Origin of the sequence: Clostridium polynesiense, from assembly GCF_000820705.1 — a bacterium.
In the GTDB taxonomy this organism is placed as follows: Bacteria; Bacillota; Clostridia; order Clostridiales; family Clostridiaceae; genus Clostridium_AA; species Clostridium_AA polynesiense.
In genome coordinates, this window is record NZ_CCXI01000154.1 from 1 (window position 1) to 18,739 (window position 18,739).

At 36.2% G+C, this 18,739-nt stretch carries 23 protein-coding genes; all 23 read left to right on the top strand.

From position 1 onward, the window contains the following. Window positions 1-721 (top strand): FHA domain-containing protein (locus tag TA89_RS17855; protein WP_052447581.1); only part of this gene is annotated, 721 nt, incomplete at its 5' end. A 14-nt stretch (window positions 722-735) separates the two neighbouring features. Next, window positions 736-1,794, top strand: a complete 1,059-nt coding sequence (locus tag TA89_RS16460; RefSeq protein WP_040214939.1) for an AAA family ATPase — start codon at window positions 736-738, stop codon at window positions 1,792-1,794. Window positions 1,795-1,806: 12 nt separating this feature from the next. Then, window positions 1,807-2,061: an EsaB/YukD family protein gene (locus tag TA89_RS16465; protein WP_040214941.1), complete on the top strand. Its 255-nt coding sequence runs from the start codon at window positions 1,807-1,809 to the stop codon at window positions 2,059-2,061. Window positions 2,062-2,073: 12 nt separating this feature from the next. Next, window positions 2,074-6,603 (top strand): type VII secretion protein EssC, encoded by a 4,530-nt coding sequence (gene essC / locus TA89_RS16470; RefSeq protein WP_040214943.1) that lies wholly within the window; start codon window positions 2,074-2,076, stop codon window positions 6,601-6,603. A 150-nt stretch (window positions 6,604-6,753) separates the two neighbouring features. Continuing rightward, the gene (locus TA89_RS16475; protein ID WP_040214945.1) at window positions 6,754-7,047 is read left to right on the top strand and encodes a WXG100 family type VII secretion target; all 294 of its coding nucleotides are present in this window, start codon (window positions 6,754-6,756) and stop codon (window positions 7,045-7,047) included. A gap of 68 nt (window positions 7,048-7,115) precedes the next feature. After that, the gene (locus tag TA89_RS16480) at window positions 7,116-8,237 is read left to right on the top strand and encodes a hypothetical protein (protein WP_040214947.1); all 1,122 of its coding nucleotides are present in this window, start codon (window positions 7,116-7,118) and stop codon (window positions 8,235-8,237) included. Further along, a complete protein-coding gene (locus TA89_RS16485) occupies window positions 8,230-8,517 on the top strand; it encodes a hypothetical protein (protein WP_040214949.1) in 288 nt (95 codons plus the stop codon). Before TA89_RS16480 ends, TA89_RS16485 begins: the two co-directional genes overlap by 8 nt. Before the next feature lie 20 nt (window positions 8,518-8,537). Further along, entirely contained in the window at window positions 8,538-8,717 is a 180-nt protein-coding gene (locus TA89_RS16490) for a hypothetical protein (RefSeq protein WP_040214950.1), read from the top strand. A 29-nt stretch (window positions 8,718-8,746) separates the two neighbouring features. Further along, window positions 8,747-9,943: a T7SS effector LXG polymorphic toxin gene (locus TA89_RS16495; protein WP_082023992.1), complete on the top strand. Its 1,197-nt coding sequence runs from the start codon at window positions 8,747-8,749 to the stop codon at window positions 9,941-9,943. Window positions 9,944-9,966: 23 nt separating this feature from the next. Continuing rightward, window positions 9,967-10,470 carry a hypothetical protein gene (locus TA89_RS16500; RefSeq protein ID WP_040214954.1) on the top strand — a complete coding sequence of 168 codons (504 nt, stop codon included), beginning with the start codon at window positions 9,967-9,969 and terminating at the stop codon, window positions 10,468-10,470. After that, window positions 10,454-10,906, top strand: coding sequence for a hypothetical protein (locus TA89_RS16505; protein ID WP_040214956.1), 453 nt, complete (start codon window positions 10,454-10,456; stop codon window positions 10,904-10,906). Before TA89_RS16500 ends, TA89_RS16505 begins: the two co-directional genes overlap by 17 nt. A 10-nt stretch (window positions 10,907-10,916) precedes the next feature. Next, window positions 10,917-11,333 carry a DUF5082 family protein gene (locus tag TA89_RS16510; RefSeq protein ID WP_040214957.1) on the top strand — a complete coding sequence of 139 codons (417 nt, stop codon included), beginning with the start codon at window positions 10,917-10,919 and terminating at the stop codon, window positions 11,331-11,333. A gap of 16 nt (window positions 11,334-11,349) precedes the next feature. After that, window positions 11,350-11,793, top strand: coding sequence for a hypothetical protein (locus tag TA89_RS16515; protein WP_040214959.1), 444 nt, complete (start codon window positions 11,350-11,352; stop codon window positions 11,791-11,793). Between the two features lie 166 nt (window positions 11,794-11,959). After that, complete coding sequence (locus tag TA89_RS16520) at window positions 11,960-12,421, top strand: hypothetical protein (RefSeq protein ID WP_040214960.1); 462 nt, start codon at window positions 11,960-11,962, stop codon at window positions 12,419-12,421. Beyond that, window positions 12,422-12,754, top strand: a complete 333-nt coding sequence (locus tag TA89_RS16525; RefSeq protein ID WP_040214962.1) for a hypothetical protein — start codon at window positions 12,422-12,424, stop codon at window positions 12,752-12,754. It abuts the gene before it with no gap. A gap of 13 nt (window positions 12,755-12,767) precedes the next feature. Continuing rightward, window positions 12,768-13,076, top strand: coding sequence for a hypothetical protein (locus tag TA89_RS16530; RefSeq protein WP_040214964.1), 309 nt, complete (start codon window positions 12,768-12,770; stop codon window positions 13,074-13,076). Next, a complete protein-coding gene (locus tag TA89_RS16535) occupies window positions 13,060-13,842 on the top strand; it encodes a hypothetical protein (protein ID WP_040214966.1) in 783 nt (260 codons plus the stop codon). The genes TA89_RS16530 and TA89_RS16535 overlap by 17 nt, the downstream gene beginning before the upstream one ends. Window positions 13,843-13,866: 24 nt before the next feature. Beyond that, the gene (locus tag TA89_RS16540) at window positions 13,867-15,576 is read left to right on the top strand and encodes a Tle-like phospholipase domain-containing protein (RefSeq protein ID WP_040214967.1); all 1,710 of its coding nucleotides are present in this window, start codon (window positions 13,867-13,869) and stop codon (window positions 15,574-15,576) included. 29 nt (window positions 15,577-15,605) lie between these two features. Next, window positions 15,606-16,199 carry a hypothetical protein gene (locus TA89_RS16545; protein WP_040214969.1) on the top strand — a complete coding sequence of 198 codons (594 nt, stop codon included), beginning with the start codon at window positions 15,606-15,608 and terminating at the stop codon, window positions 16,197-16,199. Window positions 16,200-16,260: 61 nt separating this feature from the next. Beyond that, complete coding sequence (locus TA89_RS16550; protein ID WP_040214971.1) at window positions 16,261-16,698, top strand: hypothetical protein; 438 nt, start codon at window positions 16,261-16,263, stop codon at window positions 16,696-16,698. Next, window positions 16,698-17,084 carry a hypothetical protein gene (locus tag TA89_RS16555; RefSeq protein WP_147590164.1) on the top strand — a complete coding sequence of 129 codons (387 nt, stop codon included), beginning with the start codon at window positions 16,698-16,700 and terminating at the stop codon, window positions 17,082-17,084. The genes TA89_RS16550 and TA89_RS16555 overlap by 1 nt, the downstream gene beginning before the upstream one ends. A 199-nt stretch (window positions 17,085-17,283) precedes the next feature. Next, a complete protein-coding gene (locus tag TA89_RS16560; protein WP_040214975.1) occupies window positions 17,284-17,970 on the top strand; it encodes a SatD family protein in 687 nt (228 codons plus the stop codon). Further along, window positions 17,963-18,730 (top strand): DUF3307 domain-containing protein, encoded by a 768-nt coding sequence (locus TA89_RS16565; RefSeq protein WP_040214977.1) that lies wholly within the window; start codon window positions 17,963-17,965, stop codon window positions 18,728-18,730. The genes TA89_RS16560 and TA89_RS16565 overlap by 8 nt, the downstream gene beginning before the upstream one ends. Window positions 18,731-18,739: the final 9 nt, after the last annotated feature.

Sequence of the window (18,739 nt, forward strand, 5' to 3'; positions counted from 1 at the left end):
GGAGCTGTATTATCTTACAAATGGACAAAAATCTCTTATTGCAATGCTCCCTGCTCTTGATACTGATAGCTTTCTCACTATTATAAGGAACCTGCTTTCAAAGATAATTGATGCTAAAAATAATGGGTTTTTATCCTGTGAAAATATTGATATATCTTTTGAAAAGGTATTTGTAGACCCGGCTACCTTTAAGGTGAGCCTGGTATATATCCCCATAGGGTCCCGACTTTTTGCAGATTATTTTGCTTTTGAAAATCAACTAAGGACAAGCATCATTAAATTGATTAATAGTATGGAGTCACTGTCCTCTTCAAAAACCATGGAGTTGGCTGCAGATCTTTCAAGCGGTGTACTTTCACTTGAAGCTATTTATAGCAGAATGAAAAGTGGAGCAGCACAGAGAGGAGCCTCTGGGAATAAAAAACTTACTATAATTTCAATAAACGCACCGTTACATGTGGAATTAGAGGTTATTAAAGACAGATATGTAATAGGGAAGAATGTATCCGGTGTGGATGGTGCAATCACCTTCAATAAGGCTATCAGCCGGATTCACTGTCAGATTGACAGGAGTGATGGAGCATATACCATTACGGATTTAGGCAGTTCCAATGGTACCTTTGTCAATAAGGTAAGACTGGCGGCAAACCGGCCTCATCCCTTAAAAAATGGAGATGTGATTAGACTAGCCAACAGCGATTTTCAGGTATCAATTAGGTAAGGAAGGTGAACAGGATGAGAAGACTAAGAATAATAATTGCAGATACTGATGAAAACTATATGCTTCCGCTGCAGCAGAAGTTTGCTGAGGAATTCTTTGAAAAGATAGATCTGGAAATAATTAGCGATGAAAAGTATTTTAGAGAGCTATTTTCAATTCCTCAGAAGGCAGAAATACTTATAATTTCTGAGGAGCTGTACGACCAAAGCTTAAGCAGACATAATATAAGCAATGTATTTGTAATGATGGAGCAGTATGAAGAAGGAAACACAGATGATCTAAGCATCCATCGTCTTTTTAAATATACCAGCATCAGGGAATTATTTAATGAAATTACAGGAAAGAGCTCAGAGGTTTTAAACCTTAAGGATGGTGTTAAGAAAGAGCCTGAAATTGTCCTTATATGCTCTGCTTCCGGCGGCACCGGTAAAACCACCGTTGCTCTTGGAATCAGTTCATGCCTTACCAAGCTTTATAAAAAAGTGCTGTATATAGGTGCAGACAGGCTGCAGACCTTCCAGAGAATGCTGGATAATCCAAGTACAATTGCTGCAGCAGATGTCTATTCTAAGCTTGCAAATCCGGGGAGGTCCCTTTATGAAGATATAAAGCATGTGATTCGTAAAGAAGAATTTAGCTATCTGCCACCCTTTAAAGCAGCTTTAATGTCTTTAGGCTTAAAGTATTCTATATATGAAAAGATTGCCCACTCAGCAAAGAAGTCCAGGGATTACGATTATATAGTAATTGATGCTGATGTGACCTTCGACGAAGACAAGGCTCAGCTTTTTAACATTGCTGATAAGGTGGTTGTGGTAACGGAGCAGACAGCAGCTTCTGTATTTGCTACCAACCTACTTGTATCCAATATTAATGGAGTGAGCAGTGAGAAATATATATTTGTATGTAACAATTTTGATAAAGAAAAGTATAATGCTTTAATTTCTCCTAACAGTTCTATGAAATTTACGGTGAACGATTATATTGAGAATTACAACGAGTATGATGGTATGAAGTGCAATGACCTGGCAAAGGTTAATGGAATGCAGAAAGCAGCTTTTCTCATATTATAGGAGGCAATTTTTATGGAAAGAGAAACAGCAATTATAACCTTTAAAATTCTAAAAAGAAATTTTGAGACTGACCTGGAGGTGCCCTTAGGCATTACTGCTAATGAATTAGTTATTGCGCTGAATATTGCCTATAACCTTGATATTGATATTTCAAATATTAAGAACTGCTATTTGAAGGCAGAAAACCCTATTGCACTGCTTAGAGGCAATAAGACCTTAGCTGACTTTGGGTTATGGAATGGAAGCGTTATAAATTACACTGAATAGGAGTACAGTGCGGTGGAAAGTAGATATAAGATAATAATTTCAAATAAAAATATATATAAAGAGATTGAACTGACCTCTGATATGAAGGAAGTTAAGGTTGGTACAAACCTTGACTGTGATATTCGTTTAAGAAAAGAGCTTTTTTTCGGACCTATTGAATTAGTATTTGTAAAAAACGGAGATGGCTGGTCCGTACTTTGTTCCGATAATCTGTATCTTAATCTTGGCGATGTACGGAAATTGATGACTAAAACCTTAAGCCATGGTGATTCCTTTGAGGTTAAGTATCAGGATTTTAATAATGAGGTTTTCAATATTGATTTTCTCATTGATTTTGATAACGGTAAAAGGAAGTATGACAGAGTGATAGATATCAGTAATTCCTCCGTGATAACCATAGGTACTGCTTCCTCTAATAATATTGTCATAAGCAGTGAATTTGTGAAGAAGGATGCTATAGCCCTTGAGCATAAGGATAAGAGGCTGAAACTCATAATTAAATCAACCACTTATGGTGTTTATCATAATGGAAATAAAGCCTCTGATAAGGAGGTAATTGACAGCGGAGATTTTTTCTCAATTTCAGATTTCTTTTTCTACTACAAGGAGGGAAAGCTCTGGACAGAGGTTAGAAAGGGTTTAAGTATTAAAGGACTAAGCTATATTGATTCAATAACAAAAGAATCCTATCCGAAGTTTAATAGAAGTACAAGAGTGAAAACTGTAATTGACGATGAGAAGATTGAAGTTTTAGATCCTCCATCAAAGCCTAAAAAGCCTAAGAATAATCTATTCACCAGATTGCTTTCCTCCATGGGAATGCTTATTGCAGCAGGTTTTATGTGGTTTATGGGCGGCACCACTATGATTATTTTCAGCGGTATTACCGGTGGTATAGCAATTTTAACCACAATCATCAGTGTAAGAGATAATAATAAAGAATTCAAAAAAGACTCTGCTGACCGTATTGAGAAGTATAATGCTTACATTGCCAAAAAGAGAAGAGAAATTGAGGAGAACAGAGCTAAAGAGCATGAGGATTTAGAAAAAATATATATATCTCAGGAAATTGAAAAAGAGAGGATTTTAGAATTTTCTTCAGATTTATTTGACCGCATGAGCGGCGATGAAGATTTCTTATCCCTGTACCTGGGGACCGGAGCAGTGGAGGCTAAGAGAGCAGTTAATTATAAAAAGCAGGAACGGCTGGAGGTGGAAGATGAGCTTCAGCAGATTCCGGAGCTAATCAGTGAAGAGTATAAATATATACCTGATGCTCCCGTTATATGTGATCTTAAGTCAGTAAATGCCGTAGCTGTGGTGGGTGAAGAAAAATTCCGCTTTGAAATGTTTAAGAATATGGTGATAGATATTGCAGCACGCCAATATTATTCTGATGTGAAGATGGTCTTTGTATCAGATAAAGAGCATAAAGAGGATATTTACTGGCTCCGAATGCTTCCCCATGTTTATTCTGAGGAAGCCTCCGGAAGAACTCTCGTATGGGATGATGAAAGTAAGAATCTTGTCTTTGAGTATCTCTATAAGGAGCTTACAGAAAGAGAACAAAGCAAGTCCTTTGACCATCACATTGTTGTATTTTTTTATAAGGAATATGGTTTTAAGAATCATCCTATTTCTAAATTTATTGATAAAGCTAAGGACCTCGGAGTTACCTTCCTCTTCTTCGGCAGAGAAAAGGCTGATATACCCTTTGGCTGTGGATATATCATAAACCTTCTTCATAAGGAGAGGGGAGTCCTCACCAATGTAGAGGACCAAAGGGATGCCAGAGAATTTGTATATCCAAGGATAAGCAATGAGATTGCCCGTGACATCGTTAGGATTCTTGCACCGGTATATACTGAGGAAATCTCCCTGGAAAGCTCCCTTACTAAGAATATTTCCCTTTTTGAGCTTTTAAATATAATTTCTGTAGATGACATGGATTTGAAAAATAACTGGAATAGCTCTCAAGTATATAATTCAATGTCGGCACCTATTGGTGTTTCTAAAGCCGGAGTAGTAAGCTTAGACCTTCACGATAAGGCTCATGGTCCCCATGGCTTGGTTGCCGGTACCACAGGAGCTGGTAAGTCTGAAATACTTCAGACCTACATTTTGTCTATGGCTGCCCTCTATCACCCTTATGAAGTTGCCTTTGTTATTATCGACTTCAAGGGAGGGGGAATGGTTAATCAGTTCAGGGATTTACCCCATTTACTTGGTGCAATTACCAATATTGACGGTAAAGCAATTAATCGGTCCTTAAAATCCATTAAGGCAGAACTTACTAAGCGTCAAAGACTTTTTGCTGAAGCTGATGTGAACCATATTGACAGGTACATTAGAAAATATAAAGCTGGTGAAGCAGCTGTGCCCCTTCCTCATCTTATAATAGTTGTGGACGAGTTTGCTGAATTAAAGGCTGAACAGCCGGAGTTTATGAAGGAACTTATTTCCACTGCTCGTATTGGACGAAGCTTAGGTGTTCATTTGATCCTTGCCACTCAGAAGCCCTCCGGTCAGGTTAATGAACAGATTTGGAGTAACTCCAGATTTAAGCTCTGCCTTAAGGTGCAAAGCAAGGAAGACAGTAATGAAGTGCTTAAATCTCCTCTTGCAGCAGAAATTAAAGAGCCCGGCAGAGCATACCTGCAGGTGGGCAACAATGAAATTTTTGAGCTTTTCCAATCTGCTTATAGCGGTGCTTCTGAAAAGGGTGATGAGGCAAATGTAAAAGAATTTACTATTTATAGCTACTCTGAAGCTGGTAAGCGAGTTCCACTTTATGTGCAGAAGAAGAAAAAGAACAGCGAGGACAATACTACCCAGCTGGATGCAATAGTAAGATATGTAAGAGAGTTCTGTGAGGATAACCGTTTATATAAATTGCCGGATATCTGTCTGCCGCCCTTATCTGAAAATATAAATTACCCTGAGATACAAAAGGGGATTAATGAAAGCGGTGTTCAGGTTCAATTAGGGGTTTACGATGATCCGGAAAATCAATATCAGGGTGTTTACTCCGTGGATATTGAAAGCAACAATATAATGATCATTGGTTCTTCTCAAAGCGGAAAAACCAATCTTCTTCAAAATATAGTAAGGAGTATAGCTTCAAAGTATTCTCCTGCTGAAGCATCCATTTACATCGTAGACTTTGCTTCTATGGTATTAAAGAACTTTGAGAATCTCAGCAATGTTGGAGGAGTGGTTTGTCCCTCAGAGGATGAAAAGCTTAAGAACCTATTTAAGCTCCTGTATTCTGAGGTGGAAAGCAGAAAGGAAAAGCTTATATCCCTCGGTGTTAGCTCTTATTCAGCTTATAAAGAAGCTGGAGGAACAGACATACCTCTTATGGTACTTATCATCGATAATTTGACTGCCTTAAAGGAAATGTATTTCAAGGATGATGATGATGAGCTTCTCAATTTATGCAGGGAAGGGCTTTCTGTAGGTATCAGCATTGTTATAGCTAATTCTCACACAGCGGGTATTGGCTACAGATACTTATCAAACTTCTCTACGAGGATTGCCATGTACTCTAATGATTCTAATGAATATAGCGCATTGTTTGATCACTGCAGTGAACGAATAGATAACATTCCTGGCAGAGCTATTATCAAAGTGGAGAATAGGCATCTTGAATGTCAGGCGTATTTGGCCTTTAAAGGTGAAAAAGAAATTGATAGGGTTAAAGAAATTAAAGAATATATTACTTTGATTAATGGTAAGCACAAAAATATCACTGCACGAAACATACCTCTCATTCCTGCTTCACTTACAGATGCCTATGTCAGTGAACAATTTAGCAGCCATATGCAGAATAAATTTAACGTTGTTATGGGGCTGGATTATGGCACTGTTACTCCTTTGTCTGTGGACTTTGCAGCATTAGGAATCCTTGCTGTTACCGGTAGAGAGAAGTCAGGTAAGCACAACTGGATTAAATATTCCATAGGGATGCTGGAAAGCCAGTACCCTGGGGAGAGCAAGGTATATATCATTGATGGCATAAGCAAAAAGCTGTCTTCTCTCAAGAAGAAGGACAACGTTGAAGCCTATTCAATTGTTTCTGAAGATGCTGTTACTATTATTAAAAATGTTGAGGTGCAGCTTAAAGACCGATATGATGCTTTGCTTGCAGGAAAGGATGAGGTTTTATCTGCTTCAGAGCTTTTGATGGTTGTGATTAATAATCAAGATTCACTTATAGCTATCAGTAATGATATGGATGCCCTTACAGCATATAAAAATATCCTTGGCCGTTATAAGAATATGAACGTCTGCATTATAGTAGCTGGGGTGGAAAATGCGAATATTCCTTATAGTGCCCCGGAAATTTTGAAAAATATTCGTGATGGTCGTCATTTATTATACTTTGACGATATGGCTAATATGAAAATTTTTGATATTCCTCTTGCAATGATAAGGAATTTCAAGAAGCCTATAGAGCTTGGAGATTGCTATTACATCAAGGAGAATAATTGTACAAAGATTAAAACTCCTCTATGTATAAGGGAGTCTAGGACAAGTTAATTGAGATTTATAGGCAAGTTAGTTAATGTTATTAAAAATTTGGGTATTAAGTGTACCGTATAACCACGGCTTATACCCAAAAAATTAATTATGGTAATTATGCTTGGTAAACCAAGTAAAATTATAAAAATATCCAAGGAGGAATTGTTTATGGCAAACCAAATTAGAATCACCCCAGATCAAATGAGGGAGAGAGCAGCTCAGTATAGAACTGAAGCTGGTACTGTTAATGGAGTAATTAACAAGATGGATTCTCTTCTCCAGATGCTTCAGGGAGAATGGGAAGGGGCAGCAAGTGAATCCTATGCAGCTCGTTATCAGGAATTAAAGCCTGGTTTTGTCAAGGCAGAAGAGCTCATCCGTGAAATAGCAGCAGCCCTGGATTCTACTGCGAAGATCGTAGAAGAAACTGACAACAGCATAGCAAATCAGTTTAGGGGTTAAATTCTATTATTGGTGCCCCTTCGCTTTAAGGCTGAGGGGCGCTGATAATAATTTATGGAGATGACATTATGGTAAATAGAAAAATTAAAATTGAATTGAATAACGAGATTTATGACAAGGATAGTGTCTTTGCCTCCATAGCACTTGGTGGCGGCTTTATAACAAAGGATTTCCTTATAGATAATGAGATAACTTTTGCCGGGAGCTATGCCTTTTATAACATTCTATTTCAGTATTGGCGTCTTACCTGCAGTCACGGTGGAATTAGGTATGATGTTTTAAGAGGAAAATCCATTATATCTTTTAGTGAAGAGAAGAGAGAATATATTGAAAAGCTAAAGTATATTTTAAAAAAGCTTTTTTATGATGAATATAATCAGCAGGACTTTGAAGAGGCAAAAAATATCTCCAAGGATACTTTTGAAAGGAGATATAAATCCGGTAAATTTAGAGGCAAGCTGAAGATCTTTGAGTTTTCTGATTTAAATAAAAAATTTGAGCTTAGAGAATTGATAAATGATATAGAAAGAATTGACTTTGATACCTTTATAAGCTGTGCTAAAACACTTCTTGTACCAGGTAATATTTATTTATATATAAACGGTGCTGTTCACGAAGCGGAATTAATATATGATGCAGTGGAATCAGTGCTGCCAGGAAGGAACCATTCCGTTGAAGTGAAAAACAATTACTACGATCCATATTTAAAGCAGGATGCACATCTTTTAAATCTTGCCAGGGAAAATTTTAGCTTAAGTGCTGTAACCTTTGATTTTTTACATCCAGGGGTTACGAATTTCACAAAGCAGGTTATACTGGATTTCAAGGCTGCCTATTTACCTTATTCTAATGTAGATATATATGTAGATTCCCTGGATGCTAATATTATTTTTGAAAATGAAACTCTGCAGCCGGTAAAGCCTTTAATCTATGAAGAAATTTTAAAGGAGCAGTTTCAGTTACTTAAGAAAAAAATTTTACAAAGGTATTTTACGCTGCTTAAAAAATACCCTGAGCTTTTTACGATGATGGGAGCTGACATGATGGTTAATGATATATCCCTGGCACAATACATAAGTTTTATTGGTTCTTGTACCTATGAGCTGTACTGTGAACTATGTGAGAAATCACATTTTAAGATAACAGAAGCACAGGTTGTTTTGAAAAAGGAGGCGGTGGAGTTTGTCTAAGGTGTATCTCAGTCCTGCAGAATTCCAGGAACAGATTGATAGCTTTGAATCTGGAGCAGATAAGATTAAGAAGCTGAAGTATAATTTAGAGGCCCAGGGGCTGAAGCTGAAAAGCATTGACAAATATATGGAATGTATTGAAGAGTTTAATAAAACCGTTGCCTTATTTGGTGAAATGCTTGATTTGGATACGCAGAGCATGAAGCTGATTAAAGGGAAATGGATGAATACAGACGGTGAAATAGCAGCAAAAACACTTAAGGATCTTATCTTTAAGTAGAATGATTAAGGAGAATGAATATGGCTTCAAAAGGTGATTTGTTTTTAGATAATAATAAGGTAAACAGCTTATATGAAAAAACTAAAAGTTATGAAGCAACTGTCTTAGAAGCATTATACAATCAGTATAAAAATACTTATAAGCTATCACTTTCAAACCATTTTAGAGGCGATGCTGCAGATGCTTTTAAAAATATATAGCTGATGGTGCGATAAATATTATTACTGGAATGATGGATGTCTCTTCAGAAATTACATCAATAGCACAGGTACTTACTGAGACCTTCTCACAGTATGAAAGCACCCAGGATGGTAGGGTTTCCGAAAAGGCGTTAGATCATATAGGTAAGACACTGAAGTCTAAAGAGTCAACCTTTAGTGGTGCAGAAAGTGAACTTAATGCAGCACTAAAGCAGGCAGAAAAATATATTTCAGTAAAAGCACTGAATCTGGACAGCGTTCATAGCAGCTACGAAAAGACAAATAAGGCTTTAACGAAGATTAGAGAAGATTTGTATGCAGCTGATGATGATGCACTTAAAAATGCCCAGGAGTTATTGGAGAGAATAACAGCTTTTAAAACCTTGATTAAGAATACCATGGGCCACTGCTACAGCGATGATGGTAAGTTAAACACCGATAATATAGGGAATGTGAAATCTCAGCCCTGGTACACAAAGTCCTCTAATTTAGCACTTCATCTTATGCTTCAGGAGGATCCCTTTTCCTATAGTGCCGGTGAGGTAACTGTTTCTGAAGATCAATGGGCCGCTGGACTTGCTTCCGATGTTTATGCTTATGGAGGCTATTCTTTCTTAGAAGCATCCTACGAAGCAGGAGTTGAAGATGGAGCGGCTTTTGCAAAAGGGAAGGCTGCAGCTGCAGCGGCCAATGGTCATGCTCAGTTTACTGATTATCTTAAATTAGGAGCTTCCGCCAAAGTACTTTATGGAGAGGGTGAGGCAAAAGCAGGTTTTTCAGAGGAATATGTAGGCTTCAATGTGGCTGGAGGGGCAGGAGTGATAAATGCAAAAGGTTCCGCGGTCCTTGGCTCAGAGAAATTAAATGTCGCTGTAAACGGCGAGGCTAAGGTGTTAAGTGCCGATGGAAAAGCAGCCTTTGCCTTTGAAAAAGATGGACAATTTGCTCTTGGAGTTGATGCCTCTGCCACCGCAGCAGAAGCTTCAGCGGGTATTGGAACTACTATTTTGTCTTATTCAGACAATAACACCCAAAAGGATCTCTTTGGTTTTGGAGTAGCAGCGGATGCTGGGGTAAGTGCTGACTTTGCTATATATGCGGAAAGTCAAACCGCAATTGAGACTGATATAATAAATATAAATGCCACTTCCCTTAAGGTAAAGGCTCAGGCCCTGCTTGGATTTGAAGTTAATGTTACTGTTCCGACGCCTTATATAAATTGGTAGTGGTAAGTAGGGGGGAATTAATAATGCTTTGGATGTTTACATTAGTGTTATCGCTGTTATGTACCTTCTTGAATCCTTATGTTGGTTTATTTGGAATTTCTACAATTGTTCAGTTTATTATATATCTTTCCTTTGATATTAATGTAAATAAACGATTAGAAATTAGCCAATTTGGATCAGGAGAGCAATCTCACTATACAAGGAATTTAAAAAAATCAGGAAAAGGTATATCCAATGTTTGGTGTGCTTCTTCTGTAATTCTTTTTATAACATATACTATAATGAGCATTGGTGTATGGGCATTAGCCTCTGGTAAATTAACTTCAGCTGCTACTATTATGATGCCTTTCAATGTGATTCCGGAGGATAAAATTGAGGTTTATAGTGCAGTGCTGCTTATTGCCGGAATATTCTTTAATCTGTTAACCACTGTCTTAGTATTTATAAGACGGAATCAGCTTTTGAAGAGAGAATTCCATAGCAGCAATAATGAATATATGGAGGCTTATGATGGAGAAAGAAATTAGCTTTCATGTAGGTATGCCGTCAGTATTCTGCTGGATTTCAGCTAATATTTTTGGTGTACTTAATCAGTATATTTCATGGTGGGCAGTGTTTTTAAATATGTTCCAGGTTCTTTCTGCTTTGATTATTGCTATTATGATAATGTCAATGAAGAAAATTGCAGAAGGGACTGGACCTGCAGCTCATAACGCTAATTTTTTTCTTACTAATATAGTGCGTGGAAGAAAATATAATAACTTACTGGTTTTCTGTCTTTGGGTGATGGCGATACTTATAGTACTTGTATACATAGGGATTATTTTTACCTTAGGTAATTTCCCATTTTCCCAGGCAAATATTAATTTTGATACGATTACAATGATATTAACCATTGTATTTACAATATTAACAGCTTACTTCCTTACTCTTTCTGTAAGGAAAATTGGTAAGCAGAGATAGGAGGGTAGTTATGGCAACTTTAGATGATTTGAAATCTTCTTTGGCGGAAATAAAATCTCAGTTAAAGGATAAGGAAAAAGAAAGGAAACGCTATCTTGCCATCGCTTCTGATATAGATGCAGTTTACGAAAGACTTGCAGAGGATAAAAAAATCATGAAGGGCTATAGAGATAGTGTAAAAGACTTCTCAAAAGAAAGCTATGATGATTTTAAAGGCAATCTATATAAAAACTCATACCAAAATAGTGTCAGTGACTTAGTTGAAAATTACAATGAGGTAATTAGCAACATTGATGCTAATATGGATGCCTTAAACCTGGAAAAAGCAAACTATGAAAACAAAGCATCAAGGTGCTATGGCCTGATTGGGTCTTTTGAATCAGCTGTTAACTCTCTTGTTCATAGAATTGAAAATTGGGTTAACTAATATAGGAGGTTGTATTATGGCTATCAAGGTTATGGTGGCGAAGGCTCATCAGGGACAATTGACAGATCCAGACATAAAAAAAGAATATGAGAGCGTGTATAAGGCTATAAATAATGTTCACATTGACTACCAGGAGGATACTGTAAATTTTGTATTCCTGAAAGGCATCTACAATCATAAAGAAAGAAAAATGGTTACAGCGTGTCTTTTTGTAAACAAGATGGATAAGCCCCTTAAAGAGCTCCATGGCGACCTGAATATGAAATTTAATAACAAAAATGCATTAATTGCTAAAGCTACCCTGGATTTCGATGAAAGTTTTATGGGTAAGCTTCCTGCGGACAATGGATTACTCGTCCACCTCAATATTCCCGTAAAAGGCCTGAAGCAGGATGAGGAATTTACTATTGAAGATATCAGCGGAAGCTTTGATGGCGTTAAAGTAACATATGATGAATAAAATATTGTTTAAGTATAACTTCAAAACTGCCAAGTGAAATTTGATTTGGCAGTTTTGATGAATATACAAAAGTTGTATTAAAATAGTACAAGTTCAATCTACTATATTAATGATAGTCAGTGTGTGAAAGTTAAAAAGCGAATAGCGCCCATAGAGGAGGTGGAATATGAGCATAGTTTCGTATTTAGAATCAAAAAAGCAAACCTATATGACTCAAATAGTTAACGCTCGAAGTCAGATTAAGAAATGCGAGAGAAGCTATGATTCGCTAAGTATATTCAAGTCTACTGTGACGAAGTCTCAAGAGGATTTTCATACTATAAACTCCAATAAGTCAAAAATCTTATCTGATGTTGTAAATGTGAAGAAAAATAGCATTACAGCAGAAAGGTATTATGGAGGGATGCACAATATTTTATCTGGTATAGGTCCTAAGGTTGTTGGAGTTGTGTATGCTGCGTTGTTAGCGTCTATTTCAGTAAAATTACGGAACTATAGGAACAAGATTGATTTTTATGAAGGTAAGATTGATGATTACCAGCGGAAAATTGCAGATTTGGAACGTCAGATCGAGGAAGCAAATAAGACAGATGAGTTATCTAAATGGATAATGAGAGGGGGGCTGTAAATGAGGGTTGATATAATATGTGCTGAGGATGAAATGTCTATGGCTGCAAATAATATTATGGGATATGCTGATTTTCTATCGAGAAGTATAGAATCCTATATAGCAATTCTTGCTGAAGTACAGGAAAAGGGCATCAAAGATGATTTAGTATCTTCAAGGCTGTCTGCCATTGCCTCATCGCTAATGCCTGTTAAGACTTCTATATTTAATGAATGTCAAGCTATAGCAGTTGACATTAAGGATAATATTGCAGGTGTTGAAGCGGTTGATAATTTCAACTTTCCTGCAGACTTGACGTCCAAGCTCTCATCCCTTGTTGCTCAGTTTTTATAAATGAGGTGAAGAAATGGCTGGTTCAGTAGAAATTAGAGTGAATATATTAGAATTGGAGAAAAGCGAAAAGAAGCTGGCTGCTTTATCAAAAAGCATTGCAGGAAGGAAGGTTAAAGTGACCTTTTCATCTTCAAAAGGAGCTGCTGCTGATAGTATTGTTGCTGCAGCAGAACAGTTAAATGAAATTGGTACTGTATTGGCTGATTTGATTAAAAAAACTGAAACTGCTGTCACCAATACAATAATTTCGTTTACAGATGCAGATGGGCAGATTGCAAAATGGTTCTATGGATCGGAGGGTTTATATGAAGAGGAAAAATAGTATAGGAATTTTAATTGTCATAATTCTTACAATGATAGGAGTGTGGGGTTGTTCAATGGATAATAAACCTTTATCAAAAGACAATACCGATTCGGGTATTACCCTTAATGAAAGACAAAAAGAAATACTTTCTAAAAATGATTTGCCTACCGAGTATAATAAATTAAACTCATCCCAAAAAGATGCCATTGTTGCTATTGAAGAAATGTTACAAGCTGTAGAAAAGAAATATGGGATGGAATTTGCTTATTCAGGGTATATTGCTGAAAATGTTTTAGAAAAAGAACAATTGCGAGCTTATCCTGCTTCAGGGGATAAAGCTACAGATAGCTTTACGGTAACCCGAATTGAAAGAAATGGAGAAATTGTTTATAAGGATGATTATATCAATCATGCTGTAAGCCACTTGTTCAGTTCGTATATTGAAGGGTTTGTAAAAAAGGAGATGAAAATTGATGCTGTGAAGGTTTTTTCCGAAATTACAGCAACATCGCTGGAAGCTGTTCCAGAAGATTTCTCAAAGTTTCATGGGAGTGTTGAGTCAAATAACAGTCTATTCATTGATAGTAAGGAGCTTTCTGAAGACCAATTATCAAGCTTTATTAATAAGTATGAAAAGTGGATGAAGGAACACCAGCTTTTTGGAAGCACTCAAATTATACTGCTGAAGCCGGATATTTTGATACGCTTAACAAAGTATAATTTTACAGATTATCTCTTTGAGAAATACTATCTTCGTAGAGAATTTTCTTATTTGAATAAGTAATATATTTTTATATGAGGTGATTGTGTGTTTCTTACAGATAATGAATTAGGTATGATAGAACAATTATGCTACCTAAATAATGATGTGGCTGAAACTGCAGGGGTTACTGCTTTTAATGGTATTAAAAGTATACAACAGGGTATGACCATTGAAGAAATCTTAGCCAGTTTTAATGAAGAAAGCCTTAATAGGCTTGAAGGGCATACTGCTGAGATAGGCGGTGCTTATGCAAGCGGTGCTGAATGGGCAAGTATAATTAGATATTTGAAATCCAGCGATTTAAGAAAGTTAGTCTTATATGAAACAATGACAAGCTCCGATAAAACAACATTAGCGTTGTGTTTCGCAGAAAAAGGGAAGAGCTCAGAGGCTATTGTTGCATTTAAAGGGACATCAGGCGGAGCTGAATGGATAGATAACGTTGAGGGGTTGAATGCTTCAGATACAAAAAGCCAAAAAGAAGCGCTGGATTTTATTGAGAGTATCCCCTTTGACAAGGTAACCGTTACCGGTCACTCAAAAGGGGGTAATAAGGCTATGTTTGTGACTATTGCTTCTGACAAGGTTGACAGATGTGTGGCTTACGATGGTCAGGGTTTTTCCCAGGAATTTATTGATAAATACTGGGCTGAAATAGGGGTAAGAGGAAAAAAAATTACGAACTATTCACTTTCCACGGATTATGTTCATGTATTGCTCTTCCCGGTTCCCAATTCAAATCAAGTCTATTGCCAAGGTTTTGGGGTTGAAAATATTAAGCATCATCACAGTCCAAATTCTTTATTTGTGACAGATGAAAAGGGGAATTTGATTCTTGATGAGAATGGCATACCTCAAATTGTAATTATTGAAGAGGATCCATCCATGGTGATGTTGCACGATTTTACCACCTTCATTATCAATAACGCAGATGGCAATGAAAAGGGTGAGATGGTTTATTTTGTTTCTCAGCTGTTGGCAATGGTATTCGGTGAATCGAATAGCGGTGCAGATAAAATAAGAGACTATGTTCTTTCTAATCCTGACAAGCTAGCAATGATAATTGCTTACTTGGTAAAATACATGGAAAAATATAATTTGAATGCAGAAGATATTGATAAGCTTCTGGAAGTACTTGGTTTAAATTCGCTGAACGAATTAATTAACCTTGGGGGTTTTGACTTACTTGGTCTTCATGTGGATGTGAATTTAAATTTAGCTAACATAATAAACTATATCAAAGAACAATTAACGGATAAAAACGATGATAGGCTTCTAAAAAATTTACTGCTGCCCACGCTCAAAGCAATGTTTGCCGGAGACTATCATATAGATGTCACTGATTTTTGGGAAAAGATCAACAGCAAGGTTAAAACCATTAATACATCCGGGGGAACAGCTAATGCAATTGCTAGGACGGGGAAAATTCGAAATTTTTCATTAAATGTTTATGATACCTTGATGGATGTAATTTCTCGAATTGAGAATATGTCATTTTCTCCTGTTTCTTCTTGGAGCAGTTATTCAGGAGAAGAATGGTATTCACCACTGTTTATTGGAGTTGCCATTAAAGGTATAAGTGCGTACTTTTCTAGGGTGACAGAAACGAATGAAAGATGCAAATCGAAGATAGATACAGTTTTCAATAATGTTAGACAAGTTGACTCTACCAGTGCCTCTCGAATTACAAATCGTTGCCAGCGTCTTAGGAGTATATATACTAACCTTTCAGATATAGCCGAAAACATTGGCTAAGAAATAATTATAATTAGAGGATAAGAAAAATGAAGAAAAGAATAGTAACCTTAGTTCTGTTGATTTTATTTGCATTATTTTATGGATGTAATAATAAACCTGTTAACGGGAATAAACCGAATACAGATGAGAAATTATATACCATTACAATACCTGAATCCTATTACACCTATACTGGGACAGATCCCTCAGAGGATTCTAAAACAAGTAAAGAACTAGGTGATGCTTATTGCACTGATGCAATTGTTAGTGGTAAAAATTTAATTATAAAAGTAACCGATACACAAAGAAAAAACCTAATTAAAAGGAATAATGATTATATAGATAAATTAGTAGGCCAATTGCTTGATATAAACTCAAAGTATAAATATACTGGTGACGACGAGTACAAAGAGTTATTCTTTTATATAGATGAAAATCTTCCTGCAAATGTTCATCTGAAGACGATTTATGGCACAGCTATAGGTTATGGTTTAAACTATATATTAGAAAATAACTCAACTGATTGGTCAGTTCATTTGACCATATATAATTACCATACAGGAAAAAAGGTGGCAGAAGGTAATTTGCCTCAAGATACAATCTCTTATGGAGCAGAGGAGTGGAAGAAGAGCTACGATTAACAGAAAAAGTCTATCAGCTAATCCTTCAATGGGAATCGAAATTAGTGAGGAGTAAAGATTTATGGATAAAAAGACTTTAGCTTCTTTGTCCAAATTTATTTTAGGAATTATCCTAATTGGTTCAGTTTTAGTATTATCCGGCTGTGATAGTATCATTAAAGAGATAGGGGAGGCTTTCTCCAGACCTTCTGAAAGAGAAAAAGTAGAGATTGTTCTTACTGAAAGACAAAAGCAAATTCTATATGACAGCGGCTTATCCACTGATTATGATTCATTGCTTCAATCTCAAAAGAGTGCAATTATTGCTATTGAAGAAATGCTGCAAGCTGTAGAAAAGAAATATGGGATGGAATTTGCTTACTCTGGGTATACAGATGCAACTCCTTTAGAAAATGAAACATTATGGGCATACCCAAAAGGTGGAGATCCATCAACTGACTCCTTTTCAGTGCAGCGTAGTGAAAAAATGGTAAAACTGAGTATTTTGATAATTATATAATGGTAGCACTTGTTCCTATGTATTCATCCTATATAGCCAAGTTTCCAAAAGAACAGTTAGGAGAAAAAAATGTGAAGGTGGTTTCTGAAATAACATATACAAATCTACAATCTATGCCAAAAGATATGGAGGAGTTAGAAAATTCCGTTGAAGGCGGAAGTTCTATACTTATAGATGGAGAGTTTGTATCAGAAGAAGATTTTCATGCTTTTCGTGAAAATTATCTAAAATGGCTTGAAGAGCACGGACTTTATGGTGAATATCAAATCGCTTTGTTAAAAGGCGGATATTTGAAATATGTCAATAAATATAACTATACTCGCTATACAACTGATGAATATAGTCATTATAGTGAATTCCATTATGTCAAGCGACAAAACAGATAAATCACTGCTTATTAGGGCGGCTGTAGCTTACAAAGAGCTGGGTGATCTTACTGCACTGATGTATATGTCCAAATGATGCATAAAATAATGATATGCATATATAAGTGCATAATATTATTTTATGCATTTATATATGCATAACTATTGAATTTGGTATTAATTTCATGTAAAATAAAATAAAAACCCTGGAGGTATATTTATGCTTTTTTTCTTTTCTTATGATCCCTATATTGCCATTATCGGAGATATAAAAAAATCTAAAAAACTTGAATATAGAAAAACTGTACAGGAAAGTTTAAAGGAAGCGCTGGATAACATTAATAACAAGTTTCAGCAGGACATCTCGTCAAAGTTTATTATTACCTTGGGAGATGAATTTCAGGGACTTTTGTCCTCAGGGAATAATGTTATGGATATTATTGAGGAAATCCGGAGAGATATGTACCCTGTAGAAATAAGATTTGGTATAGGGGTAGGGGCTATAACAACCTCTATAGATTCAGAAAGGGCTATAGGAGCAGATGGACCGGCGTATTATCTTGCAAGAAAGGCTGTTGAGCTTTTGAAGGAAAATGAGCAGAAAAATAAAACCTCTGCAGCAGATATAAGGATAGAAACAGATGGAGACAATGATGCTGCAGCTGCTATGCTTAATACCATTTTATCCCTCCTTACTGTTATAAAAAGAAGCTGGACGGACAGGCAGAGAGAAATAATCTGGGATGTAATGAGGCATCAGGATGGGCAGGTTAAGAGTGCTGAAAGACTGAATATAGCTCAGTCATCGGTACAGAGAGGATTAACAAAAGGAAATTATTATGCTTATAAAGAGGCTACAGATACTATAAATGAGATATTAAAAGAGATAAGGAGAAAAGATGTTTAAAGAATATTTTGTATTGCTTCTTTTAGTGCATGTTCTTGGTGATTATTATTTTCAAACAAGCTTTATGGCCAGAAAAAAGGATAAAAGTGTAAAATGGGTGTTTATACATTTTATCTGCTTTTGGCTGACTACGGTGATTATAATGGTGCCGCTCCTCTTTTGGAAAGTGCTTTTCATAGGAACAATCTATGCAGCAATACATGGAGTTATTGATCTTTTGAAATATTACTATATTAAAAATCAGAAGGGATTATCAATTATAAAGGACAGGAACTTATTCCTTTTGGACCAAATGATACATATGATTTCTCTGGTTGTGATTTCATATATACTTACTGTGAACTATCCACCTATATATGTTGATTATTATCACATATCAATTAATCTGAAAATACAAGACTTCTTTCATATTATAGGAATACCTGTAATGACCTTTGTTTCATGGGTCACCGCATTATTATTGATTACCAAGCCTGCTAATATTACCATTTCAAAGCTATTAGCTGCCTACAGGCCCGATAATAAAGACGAGGAAAGCAAAAAGGATAAGAATGCAGGAAGATTTATAGGTACCATGGAGAGAATACTTATTTTAATATTTATATCCATAGGACAATATTCTGCTATAGGCTTGGTGCTAACCGCCAAATCCATAGCCCGCTATGACAGGATTTCAAAGGAAAGAGATTTTGCGGAATATTATTTGCTGGGAACCCTTATAAGCACGGCCTTTGTCATTGTTGCAGGTTTTTTGATTTAGTGAGAGATT

What these genes read in the sequence shown, in the direction of transcription:
- TA89_RS16505 (WP_040214956.1), top strand. Translation starts at nt 10,454, where the DNA reads ATGGAGAAAGAAATTAGCTTTCATGTAGGTATGCCGTCAGTATTCTGC.
- TA89_RS16500 (WP_040214954.1), top strand. Translation starts at nt 9,967, where the DNA reads ATGCTTTGGATGTTTACATTAGTGTTATCGCTGTTATGTACCTTCTTG.
- TA89_RS16545 (WP_040214969.1), top strand. Translation starts at nt 15,606, where the DNA reads ATGAAGAAAAGAATAGTAACCTTAGTTCTGTTGATTTTATTTGCATTA.
- TA89_RS16560 (WP_040214975.1), top strand. Translation starts at nt 17,284, where the DNA reads ATGCTTTTTTTCTTTTCTTATGATCCCTATATTGCCATTATCGGAGAT.
- TA89_RS16510 (WP_040214957.1), top strand. Translation starts at nt 10,917, where the DNA reads ATGGCAACTTTAGATGATTTGAAATCTTCTTTGGCGGAAATAAAATCT.
- TA89_RS16495 (WP_082023992.1), top strand. Translation starts at nt 8,747, where the DNA reads ATGATGGATGTCTCTTCAGAAATTACATCAATAGCACAGGTACTTACT.
- TA89_RS16555 (WP_147590164.1), top strand. Translation starts at nt 16,698, where the DNA reads ATGGTAGCACTTGTTCCTATGTATTCATCCTATATAGCCAAGTTTCCA.
- TA89_RS16530 (WP_040214964.1), top strand. Translation starts at nt 12,768, where the DNA reads ATGGCTGGTTCAGTAGAAATTAGAGTGAATATATTAGAATTGGAGAAA.
- TA89_RS16520 (WP_040214960.1), top strand. Translation starts at nt 11,960, where the DNA reads ATGAGCATAGTTTCGTATTTAGAATCAAAAAAGCAAACCTATATGACT.
- TA89_RS16550 (WP_040214971.1), top strand. Translation starts at nt 16,261, where the DNA reads ATGGATAAAAAGACTTTAGCTTCTTTGTCCAAATTTATTTTAGGAATT.
- TA89_RS16525 (WP_040214962.1), top strand. Translation starts at nt 12,422, where the DNA reads ATGAGGGTTGATATAATATGTGCTGAGGATGAAATGTCTATGGCTGCA.
- TA89_RS16465 (WP_040214941.1), top strand. Translation starts at nt 1,807, where the DNA reads ATGGAAAGAGAAACAGCAATTATAACCTTTAAAATTCTAAAAAGAAAT.
- TA89_RS16490 (WP_040214950.1), top strand. Translation starts at nt 8,538, where the DNA reads ATGGCTTCAAAAGGTGATTTGTTTTTAGATAATAATAAGGTAAACAGC.
- TA89_RS16535 (WP_040214966.1), top strand. Translation starts at nt 13,060, where the DNA reads ATGAAGAGGAAAAATAGTATAGGAATTTTAATTGTCATAATTCTTACA.
- TA89_RS16565 (WP_040214977.1), top strand. Translation starts at nt 17,963, where the DNA reads ATGTTTAAAGAATATTTTGTATTGCTTCTTTTAGTGCATGTTCTTGGT.
- TA89_RS16515 (WP_040214959.1), top strand. Translation starts at nt 11,350, where the DNA reads ATGGCTATCAAGGTTATGGTGGCGAAGGCTCATCAGGGACAATTGACA.
- TA89_RS16460 (WP_040214939.1), top strand. Translation starts at nt 736, where the DNA reads ATGAGAAGACTAAGAATAATAATTGCAGATACTGATGAAAACTATATG.
- TA89_RS16475 (WP_040214945.1), top strand. Translation starts at nt 6,754, where the DNA reads ATGGCAAACCAAATTAGAATCACCCCAGATCAAATGAGGGAGAGAGCA.
- TA89_RS16480 (WP_040214947.1), top strand. Translation starts at nt 7,116, where the DNA reads ATGGTAAATAGAAAAATTAAAATTGAATTGAATAACGAGATTTATGAC.